We start from the raw sequence: 16,117 nt of genomic DNA on the forward strand, positions 1-16,117 counted from the left end.
ATGAGCAGAGGGATTCCGTCTCGGAGTCGGCAGAGCCGAACCGCTACCCAATATGGTAACCCGAAACGTCATAGTAATTCATATTATTCGGCCTTTTCAGCTTCTTTCTTCGGTTTGGCTTCGGCTGCGCTCTCTTCCATACGAGCTTTCAGTTCGGCCAGCGAAGAGATGTCGCCGAGAGTCGTCTTTTCGACCGACGCGTTGATCTTCTTCACGGATTCCTTCGCTGCGTCGTCGGCCTTGCGGCGTTCGTTCTTTTCTGCCTGCGCCTCCTGTTTTTTCACCTCTTCGAAAATACGGGTGTGCGACAACAGAATCCGCTTGGTAGCTTTCGAGAATTCGAGCACCTTGAAATCGAGCGTTTCGCCCTCTTTGGCGGTCGTCCCGTCTTCCTTCACCAACTGCCTGGAACCGGCAAAACCTTCCACGTTGTCGCCCAGCGAAATAATGGCGCCCTTTTCGGTCAGTTCGGAAACGGTTCCCTGGTGGATCGAATCGACGGCGAACTGCGCTTCGAACGCGTTCCACGGATTGTCCTCGAGCTGTTTGTGACCGAGGCTCAGACGACGGTTGTCCTTGTCGATTTCGAGAACGACCACTTCGATCTCAGCGCCGATCTGCGTAAATTCGGCCGGATGCTTGATCTTCTTCGTCCAACTCAGATCCGAAATGTGGATCAGGCCGTCGATACCTTCTTCGATCTCCACGAACACGCCGAAGTTAGTAAAGTTACGCACTTTGGCGGTATGTCTCGAACCGACGGCGTATTTCTTCTCGATATCGGCCCACGGATCGGGAGTAAGCTGCTTGATGCCGAGCGACATCTTGCGTTCTTCGCGGTCGAGCGTCAGGATAACGGCTTCCACTTCGTCGCCCACCTTCATAAATTCCTGAGCGGAACGCAGGTGTTGGCTCCACGACATTTCCGAAACGTGGATCAGACCTTCTACGCCCGGAGCAATTTCGATGAACGCGCCGTAATCGGCCATAACCACCACTTTGCCTTTTACCTTGTCGCCGACTTTCAGTTCGGTATCCAGGGCATCCCACGGATGCGGAGAAAGCTGCTTCAGACCCAGAGCGATACGTTTTTTGGCATCGTCGAAGTCGAGGATCACGACATTGAGTTTTTCGTCCAGGTGAACGATCTCTTCGGGATGGTTCACGCGGCCCCAACTCAGATCGGTAATGTGGATCAGACCGTCTACGCCGCCCAGGTCGATGAATACGCCGTAGGAAGTGATGTTCTTGACGGTACCTTCGAGAATCTGTCCTTTTTCGAGCTTGGACATGATCTCCTTCTTCTGCGCTTCGAGCTCGGCCTCGATCAGTGCTTTATGCGAAACAACCACGTTGCGGAACTCCTGGTTGATCTTCACGACCTTGAATTCCATCGTTTTATCCACATAGATATCGTAATCGCGGATCGGTTTCACGTCGATCTGCGAACCCGGCAGGAACGCTTCGATGCCGAATACGTCGACGATCATACCGCCCTTGGTGCGGCACTTGATGTAACCCTTGATCACTTCGTCTTTTTCGAGGGCCTCGTTCACGCGATCCCACGAACGCAACTGACGCGCCTTTTTGTGCGAAAGGAGCAATTGGCCTTTCTTATCCTCGGCGCTCTCTACGTAAACTTCCACTTTCTCGCCTACGGCCAGTTCGGGATTGTATCTGAATTCGCCGATCGGAATGATGCCTTCCGATTTATAACCGATGTTCACGACCACTTCGCGCTTGTTCAGACCGATCACGGTACCTTCGACCACTTCGCCGACCTGCACTTTCGAGAGCGTTTGGTCGTATTTGGCCTCGATGTTTTCCTTAGAGTCGTTGTAAACCCCCAGATCGTGTTCGTAAGCATCCCAATCGAACGAGTCGAGATTTACGGGAGCGGCTGCCACCGGTTGAGCGGCTTTTTTCTTTTCCTGATTTTCGTTGTTAGCTGTCATTTGTGTGTTTTGCAAATTAATACGTTAGACATTATTTATAGAGCTTTGACAACAAAGCGGTGCAAAGATAATAAATTATGAAGGATTCACAATAAAGAACGCCTTTGCGGCCCTAAAAAACCTTCTTTATTTGAATATTATTCCCGAAGTCCGTATCTTTATATACTTGTTTCACGCTTTACAACGTTTTATCTTTACTCAATCAAACATGATTATGAACGACACCGTAAAAATATTTTGCGAAAACACGGGCGCCAACCTATTCGTCAACCAGGGCACCAGCCTGCTGCAGGTCGCGCAGATGCTGTCGCTGGAAAAAGGGAACGACACCCCGCTGCTGGCGGCTTACGTCGACAACCGCCTCAAAGAACTCTCTTACCGGATCTATTCGCCGCTGACCGTCCGCTTTATCGACATCACGCATTTCGAAGGTATGCGCGTTTACCAGCGGACGCTCTTCTTCATTCTGGACAAAGCGGTATGCGACCTGTTCCCGGATCGGAAGCTCCACATCAAACATGCCGTGGCGAAGGGCTTTTACTGCGAGATAGAGGGCATGGAAGATATTCCGGAAACCGAAATAGGCCGGATCAAAGAGCGTATGCAGGACATCATCGGACAGAACATTCCGATCGTGCGTCAGCGCGTGACCTGCGAAGAGGCCGTGGAGACGTACCGCCAAATGGGACTCGAGGACAAGATCGCCCTACTCGTCACGCGTCCGCACCTGTACGTCACTCTCTACAAGATGGCCGACATCGTCGGTTATTTCTACGGGGGACTCGCCATTTCGACCGGATACATCCACCTGTTCGACCTGCACAAATACTATAAAGGGTTCCGGGTGGCCGTACCGGACCGCACCGCGCCGACGCAGCTCGAAAAAGAGGTGCCGCAGAGCAAAATGTTCAAGATTTTCAAGGAATACGCGCGCTGGGTCGATATCATCGGCGTCTCGAACATCGGGGCGCTCAACTCGAAGATTCTCGAAGGCAAAGGCGGCGAGCTGATCCGCATGGGCGAGGCCCTGCACGAAAAAAGCGTGGGTTACATCGCCGACCGGGTAGCCATACAGCACCAGAAAGGCGGGGCGAAGATCGTGCTGATCTCGGGTCCTTCGTCGAGCGGCAAGACGACTTTCTCGAAACGGCTCGGCATCCAGCTCAGCATCCTCGGTATGCACCCGGTGCTGATCTCGCTCGACGACTACTTCGTCGAACGCGAAAAAACCCCGCGCGACGAAAAGGGCGATTACGATTTCGAGGCCCTCGAAGCGGTCGACGTGGAACTGTTCAACGACCATCTGAACCGGCTGCTGAAAGGCGAAACGGTACGAATCCCGCGTTACAACTTCATCACCGGGAAACGGGAGTTCCACGAACAGCCGCTGCAAATGGAAGAGCGCTCGGTGCTCGTCATCGAAGGAATCCACGGCCTGAACCCGAAACTCACGCCGCACGTCGCCGCCGACATGAAGTTCAAAATTTACGTCTCGGCGCTCACGTCGATCGCCATGGACAACCTGAACCGCATCGCCACGACCGACAGCCGGCTGATCCGCCGCATCGTGCGGGATCACCGTACCCGCGGCAACAGCGCTACCGACACGTTGCGTCGCTGGGAAAGCGTCCGCCGCGGGGAAGACAAGCATATTTTCCCGAACCAGGAACAGGCCGACCTGATGTTCAACTCGTCGCTTTTCTACGAACTCTCCGTGTTGAAAGACTACGTGCGGCCGCTGCTGCGCGAAGTTCCGGACACGGTGCCCGAATTCGGCGAAGCGCATCGGTTGCTGAAATTCCTCGATCACTTCACCTCGATGGACCGATTCGAAGCGGAGATCCCGCCGACCTCCATCCTGCGCGAATTTATCGGCGGAAGCTGTTTCGAATACTAAAGAAAGACATGTTCCCGGCGCAAGCGTAACATCCTGCCGGACAGCTTTCTGCGCGAACTTATCAAAAATTGTTCAAAATTTCCGGGGACGACGGAGGGGTTCTGCGCCGTAATTCGCTGCGGATTACTACCTTTGTCTCTCGTTTTACCACTGCAACGCTGAACGCATGTCACAAGACCCATTCATCAAACGCCATATCGGAACCGACGAACGCGGAGTGTCCGAGATGCTCCGCACGATCGGAGTCCGCAGCACCGAAGAGCTGATCGAACAGGTGATTCCGGATGCGATCCGACTGAAAAAACCGCTAAACCTGCCTCCGCAAGGAATGAGCGAATACCAATTCGCCGCCCATATCCGCGCGATTGCCGGCAAAAATAAGCTCTACCGCAGTCTGATCGGCATGGGCTATTACGGAACGGCTACGCCGGCCGTGATCCAACGGAACGTTTTCGAGAATCCGGCCTGGTATACCTCGTATACGCCTTATCAGGCCGAAATTTCGCAGGGACGACTGGAAGCGCTGCTGAATTTCCAAACGGCGGTCATTTCGCTGACCGGCATGGAAGTCGGCAACTGTTCGCTGCTGGACGAAGCGACGGCCGCCGCCGAAGCGATGCTGATGATGTACGCCCTGCGTTCGCGCGAAGCGGTCCAACAGGGGCGCAACATTCTGTTCGTCGACGAAAACATCTTTCCGCAAACGTTCGACTTGCTGCTGACGCGCAGCGAACCGTTCGGCATCGAAATCGTCTGCGACAGCTACGACGGGTACGAGTTTTCCGGCCGCGAGTTCGGGGCGATCGTCCAGTACCCGGCAGCGAACGGAGCGATCTGCGATTACGACGATTTCGCCGCCGCAGCACACAGCCGGGGCGTTCTGGTCGCCGCCGTGGCGGACATCCTGGCCCTGGCCCTGCTGAAAGCCCCCGGCGAATGGGGCGCGGACATCGCCGTGGGATCGACCCAACGGTTCGGCCTTCCGATGGGATTCGGAGGCCCGCACGCCGCTTTCCTGACTACGAAGGACGCCTATAAACGGAATATGCCGGGCCGCATCATCGGCGTATCGGTCGACCGGCTCGGCAACAAGGCGCTGCGCATGGCGCTGCAAACCCGCGAACAGCATATCAAGCGCGAACGGGCGACCTCCAATATCTGCACGGCACAGGCGTTGCTGGCCAGTATGGCCGGTTTCTTCGCCGTCTACCACGGGGCGGAAGGGATCCGCCGGATCGCGCTGCATACGCACGGCCATGCGGCGGCGGCGGCGGCGGCACTCGAAAAACTAGGATACGAAACGGCGGCTCGGAACTTCTTCGACACGATCGAAGTGGCGGCCGACGCCGATAAAATACGCACGGCGGCCCTCGAAAGGCAGATGAACTTTTTCTACCCGGACAAGGAACGCGTCCGGATCTCGTTCGACGAACTGTCGACGGCAGACGAAGTGAACGCGATCGTCGCCCTGTTCGCCAAAGCGGCGGGAAAAAGAGCGCCGGTCGTAAAGAAAATCGCCGAAACGGCTGATTTTCCGAAAAACGTACTGCGATCGTCGCCCTACCTGACCGAACCGGTCTTCCAGCGCTACCGCAGCGAAACCGACATGATGCGCTACATCAAGAAACTGGAACGCCGCGATATTTCGCTGGCCGACGGCATGATCCCGCTCGGCTCGTGCACGATGAAGCTGAATCCGGCCGTAACGATGCTCCCGCTGAGCCTGGCCGGACTGGCCGACCTGCACCCGTTCGTCCCGGCCGACCAGGCGGAAGGTTACCGGGAGTTGATCGACGAACTGTCGAAAGACCTCGCGACGATCACCGGAATGGACGCCGTATCGCTTCAGCCGAATTCGGGTGCCAACGGCGAATATTCCGGCCTGATGGTAATCCGCGCCTACTACCAGAGCCGCGGGCAGGGCTACCGCAACGTCGCGCTGATCCCCGCTTCGGCGCACGGCACCAACCCCGCTTCGGCCGCCATGGCCGGTATGCGAATCGTGACCGTGGCCTGCGACACGAACGGGAACATAGACATCGACGACCTGCGAGCCAAAGCAGGCCAATACGCCAGCGAACTCTGCTGCATCATGGTGACCTACCCGTCGACGCACGGAGTCTTCGAAAGCCGTATCCGCGAGATCGTGGACATCGTGCACGACAACGGCGGACAGGTCTATATGGACGGAGCGAATATGAACGCGCAGGTCGGGCTGACCAACCCCGGATACATCGGGGCCGACGTTTGCCACCTGAACCTGCACAAGACGTTCGCCATCCCGCACGGCGGCGGCGGCCCGGGCGTCGGACCGATCTGCGTCGCGCAGCATCTGGCCGAATTCCTGCCGAGCCATCCGCTGGTCGAAACGGGCGGCGAAAACGGAATCACTTCCGTTGCGGCGGCGCCGTTCGGCAGCGCCTCGATTCTGCCGATCACCTACGGCTACATCAAAATGCTTGGCGAAAGCGGCCTGCGACGCGCCACCGAAACGGCGATCGTGCAGGCGAATTACGTGGCATCCGCTTTGAAAGGAGAATACGAAGTGCTCTACACCGGAGAAACCGGACGGGTCGGGCACGAAGCGATCCTCGACCTGCGCCATTTCCGCAAAGATTACGGCACGGAATGCGCCGATATCGCACGCAGCTGATGGACTACGGATTCCATGCGCCTACCCTTTCGTTCCCCGTCCCCGAAACGCTGATGGTGGAACCCACCGAGAGCGAACCGAAGGCTGAACTGGACCGTTTCATGGAAGCGCTCGTACGGATCAAACGGGAGTGCGAAGAGATCCGCGACGGGAAGGCCGATGCGAACGACAACGTCGTGAAAATGGCGCCGCATACGGCAGCGGAAGGCTGTGCGGACGATTGGAATCATCCTTACGGCCGCGAAAAGGCCTTTTATCCGCTGCGCCGGCTCCGCGAAAACAAGTTTTTCCCGTATGTCAGCCGGATCGACGGCGGCTACGGGGATCGTAATCTTTGCTGCACCTGCGGCATCCTGTATGAAACCGAATAAATATTTACTTAAAAAAAGATAAAATGAAAATTGGAGAAAAAACATTCGTGGCTCTGAGCTACCAGCTGAAAGTCGACGGTCAGGTCGTTGAAACGGTCAAAGCCGAGAGCCCTTTGCAATTCGTATACGGAACCGGCTTCTTGCTGCCGGCATTCGAGGCGAACCTCGCCGGACTGGGCAAAGGCGATCCTTTCGCATTCCGCCTGGACGCCGCCAACGCTTACGGCGAAGTGATTCCGGACGCCGTGGTCGAACTGCCCAAAGAGGTCTTCATGGTCGACGGTAAAATCGAGGACGGTATGCTCGAAATCGGCAACCAGCTTCCGATGAGCGACAACCAGGGCAACCGGCTGGTCGGCGTCGTGAAAGCGGTCGGCAACGACAGCGTAACGATGGACTTCAACCACCCGATGGCCGGCAAAGCGCTGGAATTTTCGGGGACGATCGTCGAAGTGCGCGAAGCCACGCCGGAAGACATGATGACGGGGCATCCCGCCGGGGGATGCGACTGCGGATGCGGAGACGGTTGCGGAGACGGTTGCGATCACGAACAGGGGAACGGCGGCTGCGGCTGCGGTTGTCACTAAAAAAATCTTTCGAATTTACGGATACAATCCGTAACCGCATACAAAAGGCAGGCCCCTCACGGGGCCTGCCTTTTACATATTCCGACTCCGGCTAAACCACTGTCCATTACGAGATAACCGCTCTTCAAGCAGAAGAGGAAGCGGCCTTGCGGACGCTTCCTCTTCTTTGCCCCGGCGACAGCCGGAAAACAGTCTTATTTCTTGTAAATCTTCGTATACCCGTAGATCGCCTCGTCGCCCAGTTCTTCTTCGATGCGGAGCAACTGATTGTACTTGGCCATCCGGTCGGAACGGCTCAGCGAACCGGTCTTGATCTGGCCCGAATTGGTAGCTACCGCGATATCCGCGATCGTTGCGTCCTCGGTTTCGCCCGAACGGTGAGACGTAACCGAAGTGTAACCGGCGCGGTGAGCCATTTCGATCGCATCGAGCGTTTCTGTCAGCGACCCGATCTGGTTCACTTTGATCAAAATCGAATTGCCGCAGCCCATCTCGATCCCTTTTTTCAGGAATTCCACATTCGTTACGAACAAATCGTCGCCGACCAACTGGCATTTGTCGCCGATCTTGTCAGTCAGCGCTTTCCAGCCGTCCCAGTCGTTTTCGCTCATACCGTCCTCGATCGAGTCGATCGGGTACTTCGCGATCAGCTGTTCGAGGTAAGCGACCTGTTCGGCAGAGGTGCGTTTTGCACCTTTGGCGCCTTCGAACTTGGTATAGTCGTAGATACCGTCTTTGTAAAATTCGGAAGAGGCGCAGTCCATACCGATAGCCACATCGCCGCCTTCGCACTTGCGGCCCGGCTTGTAACCGGCTTTCTTAATCGCCTCGATGATCGATTCCAGCGCGTCTTCGGTACCGTTCAGAGCCGGAGCGAAACCGCCCTCGTCGCCTACGGCCGTACTCAGTCCGCGGTCGTGCAACACTTTCTTCAGCGCGTGGAACACCTCGGCGCCCATGCGCAGCCCTTCCCGGAACGAAGCGGCTCCGACCGGACGGATCATAAATTCCTGAAACGCGATCGGAGCGTCCGAATGCGAACCGCCGTTGATGATATTCATCATCGGAACAGGCAGCGTCTTGGCGTTCGTTCCGCCGATATAGCGGTACAGCGGCATACCGAGCAAATTGGCCGCGGCATGAGCGCAAGCCAGCGACACGCCGAGAATCGCATTGGCGCCGAGGTTGCTCTTGGTAGCGGTTCCGTCGAGCGCGATCATCGTTTTGTCGATGCCGACCTGATCGGTCACCTGCATACCGAGAATCTCCTTGGCGATGATTTCATTCACATTCTGAACGGCCTTCAACACGCCTTTTCCGCCATAACGCCCCTTGTCGCCGTCGCGCAGTTCGAGCGCTTCGTTTTCGCCGGTAGAGGCTCCGGACGGAACGGCTGCACGGCCGACAGCCCCGCTTGCGGTAGTTACTTCCACTTCAATCGTCGGATTTCCTCTCGAGTCGAGGATTTCCCTTGCATGAACACTGATAATCTGTCCCATGACAATTTTCCTTAAATTAGTTTATAATCGGTTTATCTGTTTCGATCGCAACGCCGCCACCTAAGGGCCCCCTCGTATTTCCAACGCTTTTACCGGCGAATACCCGGCATCAGCAGAAATCGAAAACGCTTCAAAGATAGTGCATCGCGCCGGATTAAACAAGTTTTACAACGTGTCGTTTCCCTGAATCCGGTAAAAAATGCGTCGGAATATTGTCTGTTTTCCGGAGAATTTCGACCGGAAATCCGTACGACATCGGCTCCGACCGACCTCAATATTCCGCTTCCGGTCCAGCACAGGTACGAAACAGGCCGTGACTTAATCCCGCATCGTAAAGTCTTTTTTTCGCCTCCGCCCGGTCGGCACGCGTTTCGCCGGTATCGAGCGCCAGCGGCTTTTTCCCTTCACAAACCGCGCCATAAAATCCAGGATCGCCTTCCGGAAATCGCACATCGGAATCTCGGCCATGTCGTGATCCACATTCCCGGCGGCGTAAAAACATAAAGGGCCCGCATCTTCCGGAAACCGCGCGGTCAGGTATTCGGCCCGAAGCAACCGACATCCCCGAACGTCGTCCGGCCGAACGGCACGTATCCCTCCGCATTTCGGCAGCCGTACCGGCATAAAACAAGAGCGGGGATTCTTGGAATCCCCGCTCTTCGTATGAAGCAACGTTTTATTAAGCCTTTTCTTCGGCAGGAGCCTCTTCCGCCGCTTTTTTAGCAGCGGGCTTTTTTGCGGCGGCCTTCTTTGCAGGCGCTTTCTTGACCTCTTCCGCAGGAGCCTCGGTATCGGTAGCGACCGTTTCCGCAGCGGCTTCGACCGGTTCGGCAGCTTTCTTAGCACCCGAACGGCTACGACGCGTTTTCGGTTTTTCAGCCACTTTCGCCTCCTTCGTGTAGGTTTCGTTGAAGTCTACCAGTTCGATGAAGCACATCTCGGCAGCATCCCCCAAGCGAAAACCGGTCTTCAGAATCCGGCAGTAACCGCCCGGACGGTCGGCGATCTTCGGAGCGATCTCGCGAAACAGCTCGGCAACGGCTTGCTTGTCCTTCAGGTAGCTGAAAACAACACGACGCGAATGAGTCGTATCCAGTTTGGATTTGGTAATCAACGGCTCGACGTACATTCTCAGAGCCTTTGCTTTGGCAACCGTCGTATTGATCCGTTTGTGACGGATCAGGGAGTTTGCCAAGTTGGCCAACAGCGCCTTGCGGTGCGCTGCCTGCCGGCCAAGGTGGTTAATTTTTTTGTTATGTCTCATAATTACGTGATCTTAAATTTTTGCTTCCAGGTTAAAAACCGATCCTCCTTCGCCGGGAGTCCGGATCAGACCCGTTACTGTCGCAGTTCCGGTTAATCCTTGTCCAGCTTGTAGATCGATACGTCCATACCGAAATGGAGATTCAGATTCGTCAGCAAATCGTCGAGCTCGGAGAGCGACTTTTTACCGAAGTTTCTGAATTTAAGCAAATCGTTCCGGTTGAAACGCACCAGATCTCCCACGGTTTCCACTTCGGCGGCCTTCAGGCAGTTGAGCGCACGCACCGAAAGATCCTGATCGGAAAGTTTGGTTTTCAACAGCTGACGCATGTGAAGCACATCTTCGTCAAATTCCTCCGTAGCACTGTTTTCCTCGAGGTTCAGTGTAATTTTTTCATCTGAGAAGAGCATGAAGTGATGAATCAATATTTTAGCAGCCTCTTTCAGTGCATCTTTCGGGTGAATGGAACCGTCCGTCGTAATCTCCAAGTTGAGTTTCTCGTAGTCGGTTTTCTGCTCTACACGGTAGTTTTCGACCGAATATTTTACATTCTTGATCGGTGTGTGGATCGAATCGATCGGAAGCAGACCGAACTCCGCGTCGGCGGGACGGTTCTCTTCGGCGGGCACGTATCCGCGCCCTTTGCCGATCGTCAACTCGATTTGCAGCTTTACGTCCGCATCGAGCCGGCAGATCACCAGATCGGGATTCAACACCTTAAAGTTCGTAAGAAAATTCGAAATGTACCCGGCCGTGAGTTCGGTCTGGCCGGCTACGCTGACCCGCACCTTTTCACTGTCGGCACTTTCGACGGTTTTAATGAAACGTACCTGTTTGAGATTCAAAATGATCTCAAGCATTCCTTCCATAACACCGGGGATAGCAGCAAATTCATGGTCTACGCCGGCCACTTTCACCGTCGTGATCGCATACCCTTCCAGCGAAGAAAGAAGAATGCGGCGCAGTGCGTTGCCGACCGTCATCCCGAATCCCGGTTCCAGCGGACGAAATTCAAACCGTCCGAAAGAAGAGGTGGATTCGAGCATGATTACCTTTTCAGGTTTTTGAAATGCTAATATTGCCATAATTATTGCTCCTCGATTAAATTACTACTTAGAGTACAGTTCCACGATCAGTTGCTCGTTGACATTCTCCGGAATGTCGGCGCGTTCGGGCTTCGACAGAAACTTGCCCGTCATCTGAGCGCCTTCCCACTCCAGCCATGCGAAACGGCTGCGACGACCGCTGCCCAGAGCGTCCTGAATCACTTCCAACGATTTCGATTTCTCACGTACACCAACCGTATCCCCTTCTTTGAGCGAGTAGGACGGAATATTGACAACGTTGCCGTTCACCGTAATGTGGCGGTGCGACACCAACTGCCGGGCTGCGGCGCGCGTCGGGGCGATCCCCAGACGGTAAACCACATTATCCAGACGGCACTCGAGCAACTTCAGCAGGTTCTCACCGGTGATACCGCCCAGACGAGCCGCAGCTTCGTAAGTCCTGTAGAACTGTTTTTCCTGCACACCGTAAATCGCCTTAGCCTTCTGTTTTTCGAGCAACTGCGTACCGTATTCGGATACTTTCTTGCGTTTACGGGCAAGTCCGTGTTGTCCCGGGGGATAGTTCTTCTTCTCAAGCGCCTTATCCGTCCCGAAAATTGCCTCGCCGAACTTTCTGGCGATTTTTGTTTTTGGTCCTATATATCTTCCCATTGTTAGAAATTTTTCTTGTTTTTCAGAGTTTCCATCCAAAACGTTTCGATCCGTCCAGAGATCGCCGGAACACCGCTGTCGTAACAGCAAAGCCCCGGATATCCCTGAAACCGTCAATTACACGCGGCGACGGTTGGGGGGACGGCATCCGTTATGAGGCAGCGGAGTAACATCGATGATCTCGAGCACTTCGATACCAGCTCCATGGATGGTGCGAATGGCTGATTCACGACCTGCGCCGGGACCTTTCACATACACCTTCACTTTACGGAGTCCCATATCGTATGCAACTTTGGCACAATCCGTTGCCGCTGTCTGTGCTGCATAGGGGGTATTCTTTTTGGAACCTCTGAAACCCATTTTCCCGGCGGAACTCCAACTGATCACTTCGCCGGCTGCATTGGTCAGCGTAATGATTACGTTATTGAAAGTCGAGTGCACATGGGCCATACCTTGAGCGTCAACTTTGACAACCTTCTTTTTAACTGCTCCTGTTTTTTTAGCCATAACTCTCTGATATTACTTAGTTGCTTTTTTCTTGTTAGCTACGGTTTTCTTGCGTCCCTTGCGGGTGCGGGCATTGTTCTTCGTGCTCTGTCCGCGAACGGGAAGCCCCAAACGGTGACGGATCCCACGGTAGCAACCGATGTCCATCAGACGCTTGATGTTCAACTGAACCGACGAACGCAACTCTCCTTCGACTTTGTAACCTTCGCTGGCAATGACGTTACGGATGGCGGCAATATTCTCATCGCTCCAATCCTTCACCTTGAGGTCGTAACTGATCTGTGCTTTCTCAAGGATCGCGCGAGCGGTACTTCTTCCAATACCGTAGATATAGGTCAAGCCTATCTCGCCTCTTTTATTTTTGGGTAAATCTACACCGACAATACGTGCCATAAATGATAATCACTTTTAATTTTTTAACTAACCTTGGCGCATTTTCAACTTGGGATTCTTTTTGCAGATCACATAAAGGCGGCCTTTACGCTTCACGATCTTGCAATCCTCGCTTCTCTTTTTGATGGATGTTCTAACTTTCATTTTTCAGACATCTTAATGTGTGTGTTGTAAATCGCGACATTCCCTCCCGGGTCTGTCCTCTCATGTAGCCGGGCTACCTATTTGTAGCGGAACGAGATGCGCCCCTTCGTCAAATCGTAAGGAGACATCTCCACTTTCACTTTATCCCCCGGTAAGATCTTGATGTAGTGCATCCGCATCTTCCCGGAAATATGGGCGGTAATCACATGGCCGTTGTCGAGTTCCACCCGGAACATCGCATTGGACAACGCTTCGATAATGGTTCCGTCCTTTTCAATAGCAGCTTGTTTCGCCATAGAGCTTAGTTGTTAATTGCTTTTTCGATAATTCCGAAATCCGTCAGGACATCGGGCCCGTTCTCGGTAATCGCCACGGCAAACTCGAAATGAGCCGCCGGTTTGCGATCCCGCGTACGCACCGTCCAGCCGTCGCGTTCGAAAACGATATCACGTTTCCCCATGTTGATCATGGGTTCGATACAGATGACCATGCCCGCTTTCAGCAGCGGCCCCCGGCCTCTGGCTCCGTAATTGGGTACCTGAGGATCTTCGTGCATTTTGCGGCCGAGGCCGTGTCCCACCATCTCCCGTACCACGGAGTATCCGTGCTTTTCGGCATGTTCCTGCACAGCATTGCCGACATCGCCTACGCGATTGCCGGGTTTCGCCTGTGCGACCCCTTTATAAAGAGCCTCTTTGGTGACTCTGAGCAGACTCTCCGCTTCCGGAGCAATCTCCCCTACAGCAAACGTGTAGGCAGAATCACCACAAAACCCCTTCATAAATGTGCCACAATCCACCGAAAGAATATCGCCTTCTTTCAAAACGGTTTTCGAAGAGGGAATCCCGTGTACAACCTGTTCGTTGACCGACATGCAAAGCGTGTTCGGAAAACCGTTGTATCCGAGAAAACTGGGAACAGCCCCGTGGCTGCGGATAAAATCTTCGGCTATTTTATCCAACTCGAGGGTCGTCACGCCCGGCTTGATGTGCTTAGCCAGTTCAGCCAACGTAGCGCTCACGAGCAAGTTGTTCTCCCGGAGTAATTCGATCTCTTCGTGTGTCTTCAGATATATCATAAAACCAAATCCGCTTAAGCGCTTCTGCCCTTGATCCGTCCGGTCTTCATCAAACCGTCGTAGTGACGAAGGAGCAGGTAGCTTTCAATCTGCTGCAGGGTGTCGAGAATAACGCCCACCAGGATCAGCAGCGAGGTTCCGCCATAGAACAGCGCAAACTGATTGTTGATTCCGAGTTTCATCGCAAAAGCGGGCAGAATCGCCACGATCGCAAGGAAAACGGAACCCGGCAGCGTGATCCTCGTCATGATGGTATCGAGGTAATCGACCGTTTTCTTGCCGGGTTTCACGCCCGGGATAAAACCGCCGTTACGTTTCATATCCTCCGCCATCATGTTGGGATTCACGGTAATTGCTGTATAGAAATAGGTAAATGCCACAACCAGTAATCCGAACACCAGATTGTACCAAAAACCCGAATAGTTGCTGAATGCCGTACCGATCGCACTGGTCGATTCGAACTTGCTGAACAGGGCGGGAATGAACATCAACGCCTGAGCGAAGATGATCGGCATCACGCCTGCCGCATTGATTTTCAGCGGAATGTACTGACGGACGCCACCATACTGTTTGTTGCCTACGATCCGTTTGGCATACTGCACCGGAATCTTGCGGACAGCCTGTACCAGAGCGATCGTAGCCGCGAAAACCAGGAACAACAGCGCCAGTTCGACGATCAGCATCACGAAACCACCGGTAGATTCCGTAAAACGGGTATTCAACTCGGCCATCAGCGCGTGCGGCAGCCGGGCGATGATTCCCACCATGATGATCAGCGACACGCCGTTTCCGATCCCCTTATCGGTAATCTTCTCGCCGAGCCACATCACGAACATCGTACCGGCAATCAGCACGATCGTCGCACTGACGGTGAACAATGCGCCGGAACCCAATACGAAAGCATAAGGTTGCAGCGTACCGTGCAAATTGGCCAGATAGGCCGGAGCCTGCAGCAACAGCACGATAATGGTCAGGTAGCGGGTCCACTGGTTGATTTTGCGGCGGCCGCTCTCCCCTTCTTTCTGCAGTTTCTGGAAGTAGGGAACTACGATTCCGAGCAACTGGATTACGATCGAAGCAGAGATATAGGGCATAATTCCGAGCGCGAAAATCGAGGCGTTGCTGAATGCTCCTCCGGAGAAGATATTCAGCAGCCCCAGCAATCCGTTGCCATCCACCTGACTCTGAAGGTCGTTCAGAGCAGCCGGATTGATACCCGGAATCACCACAAAACTACCGAAGCGATATACAAGAAGCAAAGAGAGCGTAAAGAGGATTCTCTTGCGCAGCTCTTCGATCTTGAATATATTCTTGATGGTCTCGATTAGTTTTTTCATTACTGAAAAGTTAGAGTTTTACAACCTTACCCTGCTGTGCTTCGATAGCAGCCGCAGCCGATTTTGAAAATGCATGCGCGGTAACTTCGAGCGCTACGGAAAGCGTTCCGTTGCCAAGGATTTTGACCCGGTCGTTTTTCGAAATGAAACCGGCTTCGATCAACGTTTCCACATCGATGCTCTTCAGGGAATTCTTGGTTGCCAGCTCTTCCAGAACACCGAGGTTGATCCCTTTGTATTCCACTCTTTTCAGGTTCGTAAAACCGTATTTGGGCAAGCGTCTCTGCAAAGGCATCTGGCCTCCTTCGAAACCTAATTTCGAAGAGTATCCCGAACGCGACTGAGCGCCGTTGCGTCCACGCGTCGCCGTTCCGCCATGTCCGGATCCCTGACCGCGGCCGATCCGTTTTTCTTTGCCGGTCGACCCTTCTGCGGGCTTTAAATTACTAAGATTCATCCGTTTTTCTGTTATTTACCGACCCGGAGCCGCCTCGCGGCCGCCCCTTCGCGGTGGATTAGAATAACTATTTTACTTCTTCAATTTTTACGAGGTGCTTCACTTTTGCGATCATGCCCAGTATGATAGCCGAATCATCGTGCTCAACGGTCTGATTGATCTTGCGAAGTCCCAGCGCATCGAGGTTCCTTTTCTGGAGTGCAGACGAACCGATGCGGCTTTTGATCTGTGTGATTTTCAATTTAGCCATTTCCTGA

At 54.1% G+C, this 16,117-nt stretch carries 16 protein-coding genes and 1 pseudogene; 3 read left to right on the top strand and 14 right to left on the bottom strand.

From position 1 onward, the window contains the following. Positions 1-83: 83 nt before the first annotated feature. The gene (gene rpsA, locus DW082_RS08185; protein WP_153497822.1) at positions 84-1,955 is read right to left on the bottom strand and encodes a 30S ribosomal protein S1; all 1,872 of its coding nucleotides are present in this window, start codon (positions 1,953-1,955) and stop codon (positions 84-86) included. Positions 1,956-2,169: 214 nt separating this feature from the next. Between rpsA and DW082_RS08190 the strand changes: the two genes are divergently transcribed. From DW082_RS08190 to DW082_RS08200, 3 genes and pseudogenes are all read left to right on the top strand, one after another. Beyond that, a complete protein-coding gene (locus tag DW082_RS08190) occupies positions 2,170-3,852 on the top strand; it encodes a nucleoside kinase (protein WP_055203489.1) in 1,683 nt (560 codons plus the stop codon). A 166-nt stretch (positions 3,853-4,018) separates the two neighbouring features. Beyond that, positions 4,019-6,876, top strand: a pseudogene (gene gcvP, locus DW082_RS08195) (aminomethyl-transferring glycine dehydrogenase). 23 nt (positions 6,877-6,899) lie between these two features. Continuing rightward, on the top strand, positions 6,900-7,463 hold the full coding sequence (locus tag DW082_RS08200; protein ID WP_101571497.1) for a peptidylprolyl isomerase: 564 nt from the start codon (positions 6,900-6,902) through the stop codon (positions 7,461-7,463). Positions 7,464-7,657: 194 nt separating this feature from the next. Here the strand turns inward: DW082_RS08200 and eno are convergent, their stop codons facing one another. From eno to rpmD, 13 genes are all read right to left on the bottom strand, one after another. After that, positions 7,658-8,962 (bottom strand): phosphopyruvate hydratase, encoded by a 1,305-nt coding sequence (gene eno / locus DW082_RS08205; protein WP_055202279.1) that lies wholly within the window; start codon positions 8,960-8,962, stop codon positions 7,658-7,660. 318 nt (positions 8,963-9,280) lie between these two features. Next, positions 9,281-9,634, bottom strand: a complete 354-nt coding sequence (locus tag DW082_RS08210; RefSeq protein WP_147386993.1) for a hypothetical protein — start codon at positions 9,632-9,634, stop codon at positions 9,281-9,283. 7 nt (positions 9,635-9,641) lie between these two features. Further along, on the bottom strand, positions 9,642-10,226 hold the full coding sequence (gene rplQ / locus DW082_RS08215) for a 50S ribosomal protein L17 (protein ID WP_101571501.1): 585 nt from the start codon (positions 10,224-10,226) through the stop codon (positions 9,642-9,644). Positions 10,227-10,318: 92 nt separating this feature from the next. Beyond that, positions 10,319-11,311 (bottom strand): DNA-directed RNA polymerase subunit alpha, encoded by a 993-nt coding sequence (locus tag DW082_RS08220; RefSeq protein ID WP_055202285.1) that lies wholly within the window; start codon positions 11,309-11,311, stop codon positions 10,319-10,321. Between the two features lie 24 nt (positions 11,312-11,335). Then, complete coding sequence (gene rpsD, locus DW082_RS08225) at positions 11,336-11,944, bottom strand: 30S ribosomal protein S4 (protein ID WP_055202288.1); 609 nt, start codon at positions 11,942-11,944, stop codon at positions 11,336-11,338. A gap of 117 nt (positions 11,945-12,061) precedes the next feature. Further along, positions 12,062-12,451 (bottom strand): 30S ribosomal protein S11, encoded by a 390-nt coding sequence (gene rpsK, locus DW082_RS08230; RefSeq protein WP_055202290.1) that lies wholly within the window; start codon positions 12,449-12,451, stop codon positions 12,062-12,064. 12 nt (positions 12,452-12,463) lie between these two features. After that, the gene (gene rpsM, locus DW082_RS08235; protein WP_055202292.1) at positions 12,464-12,844 is read right to left on the bottom strand and encodes a 30S ribosomal protein S13; all 381 of its coding nucleotides are present in this window, start codon (positions 12,842-12,844) and stop codon (positions 12,464-12,466) included. A 27-nt stretch (positions 12,845-12,871) separates the two neighbouring features. Further along, positions 12,872-12,988 carry a 50S ribosomal protein L36 gene (rpmJ, locus tag DW082_RS08240; protein ID WP_009132884.1) on the bottom strand — a complete coding sequence of 39 codons (117 nt, stop codon included), beginning with the start codon at positions 12,986-12,988 and terminating at the stop codon, positions 12,872-12,874. Positions 12,989-13,065: 77 nt separating this feature from the next. After that, positions 13,066-13,284 carry a translation initiation factor IF-1 gene (infA, locus tag DW082_RS08245; protein ID WP_055202295.1) on the bottom strand — a complete coding sequence of 73 codons (219 nt, stop codon included), beginning with the start codon at positions 13,282-13,284 and terminating at the stop codon, positions 13,066-13,068. A gap of 5 nt (positions 13,285-13,289) precedes the next feature. Continuing rightward, on the bottom strand, positions 13,290-14,066 hold the full coding sequence (map, locus tag DW082_RS08250) for a type I methionyl aminopeptidase (protein ID WP_055202298.1): 777 nt from the start codon (positions 14,064-14,066) through the stop codon (positions 13,290-13,292). A gap of 14 nt (positions 14,067-14,080) precedes the next feature. Next, on the bottom strand, positions 14,081-15,403 hold the full coding sequence (gene secY, locus DW082_RS08255) for a preprotein translocase subunit SecY (protein WP_055202300.1): 1,323 nt from the start codon (positions 15,401-15,403) through the stop codon (positions 14,081-14,083). A gap of 10 nt (positions 15,404-15,413) precedes the next feature. Further along, positions 15,414-15,860, bottom strand: coding sequence for a 50S ribosomal protein L15 (rplO, locus tag DW082_RS08260; RefSeq protein ID WP_055202302.1), 447 nt, complete (start codon positions 15,858-15,860; stop codon positions 15,414-15,416). Between the two features lie 67 nt (positions 15,861-15,927). Further along, positions 15,928-16,110: a 50S ribosomal protein L30 gene (rpmD, locus tag DW082_RS08265; protein WP_055202305.1), complete on the bottom strand. Its 183-nt coding sequence runs from the start codon at positions 16,108-16,110 to the stop codon at positions 15,928-15,930. Positions 16,111-16,117: the final 7 nt, after the last annotated feature.

It is taken from the genome of Alistipes sp. AF48-12 (assembly GCF_003477565.1).
GTDB classification, from domain to species: domain Bacteria; phylum Bacteroidota; class Bacteroidia; order Bacteroidales; family Rikenellaceae; genus Alistipes_A; species Alistipes_A hominis.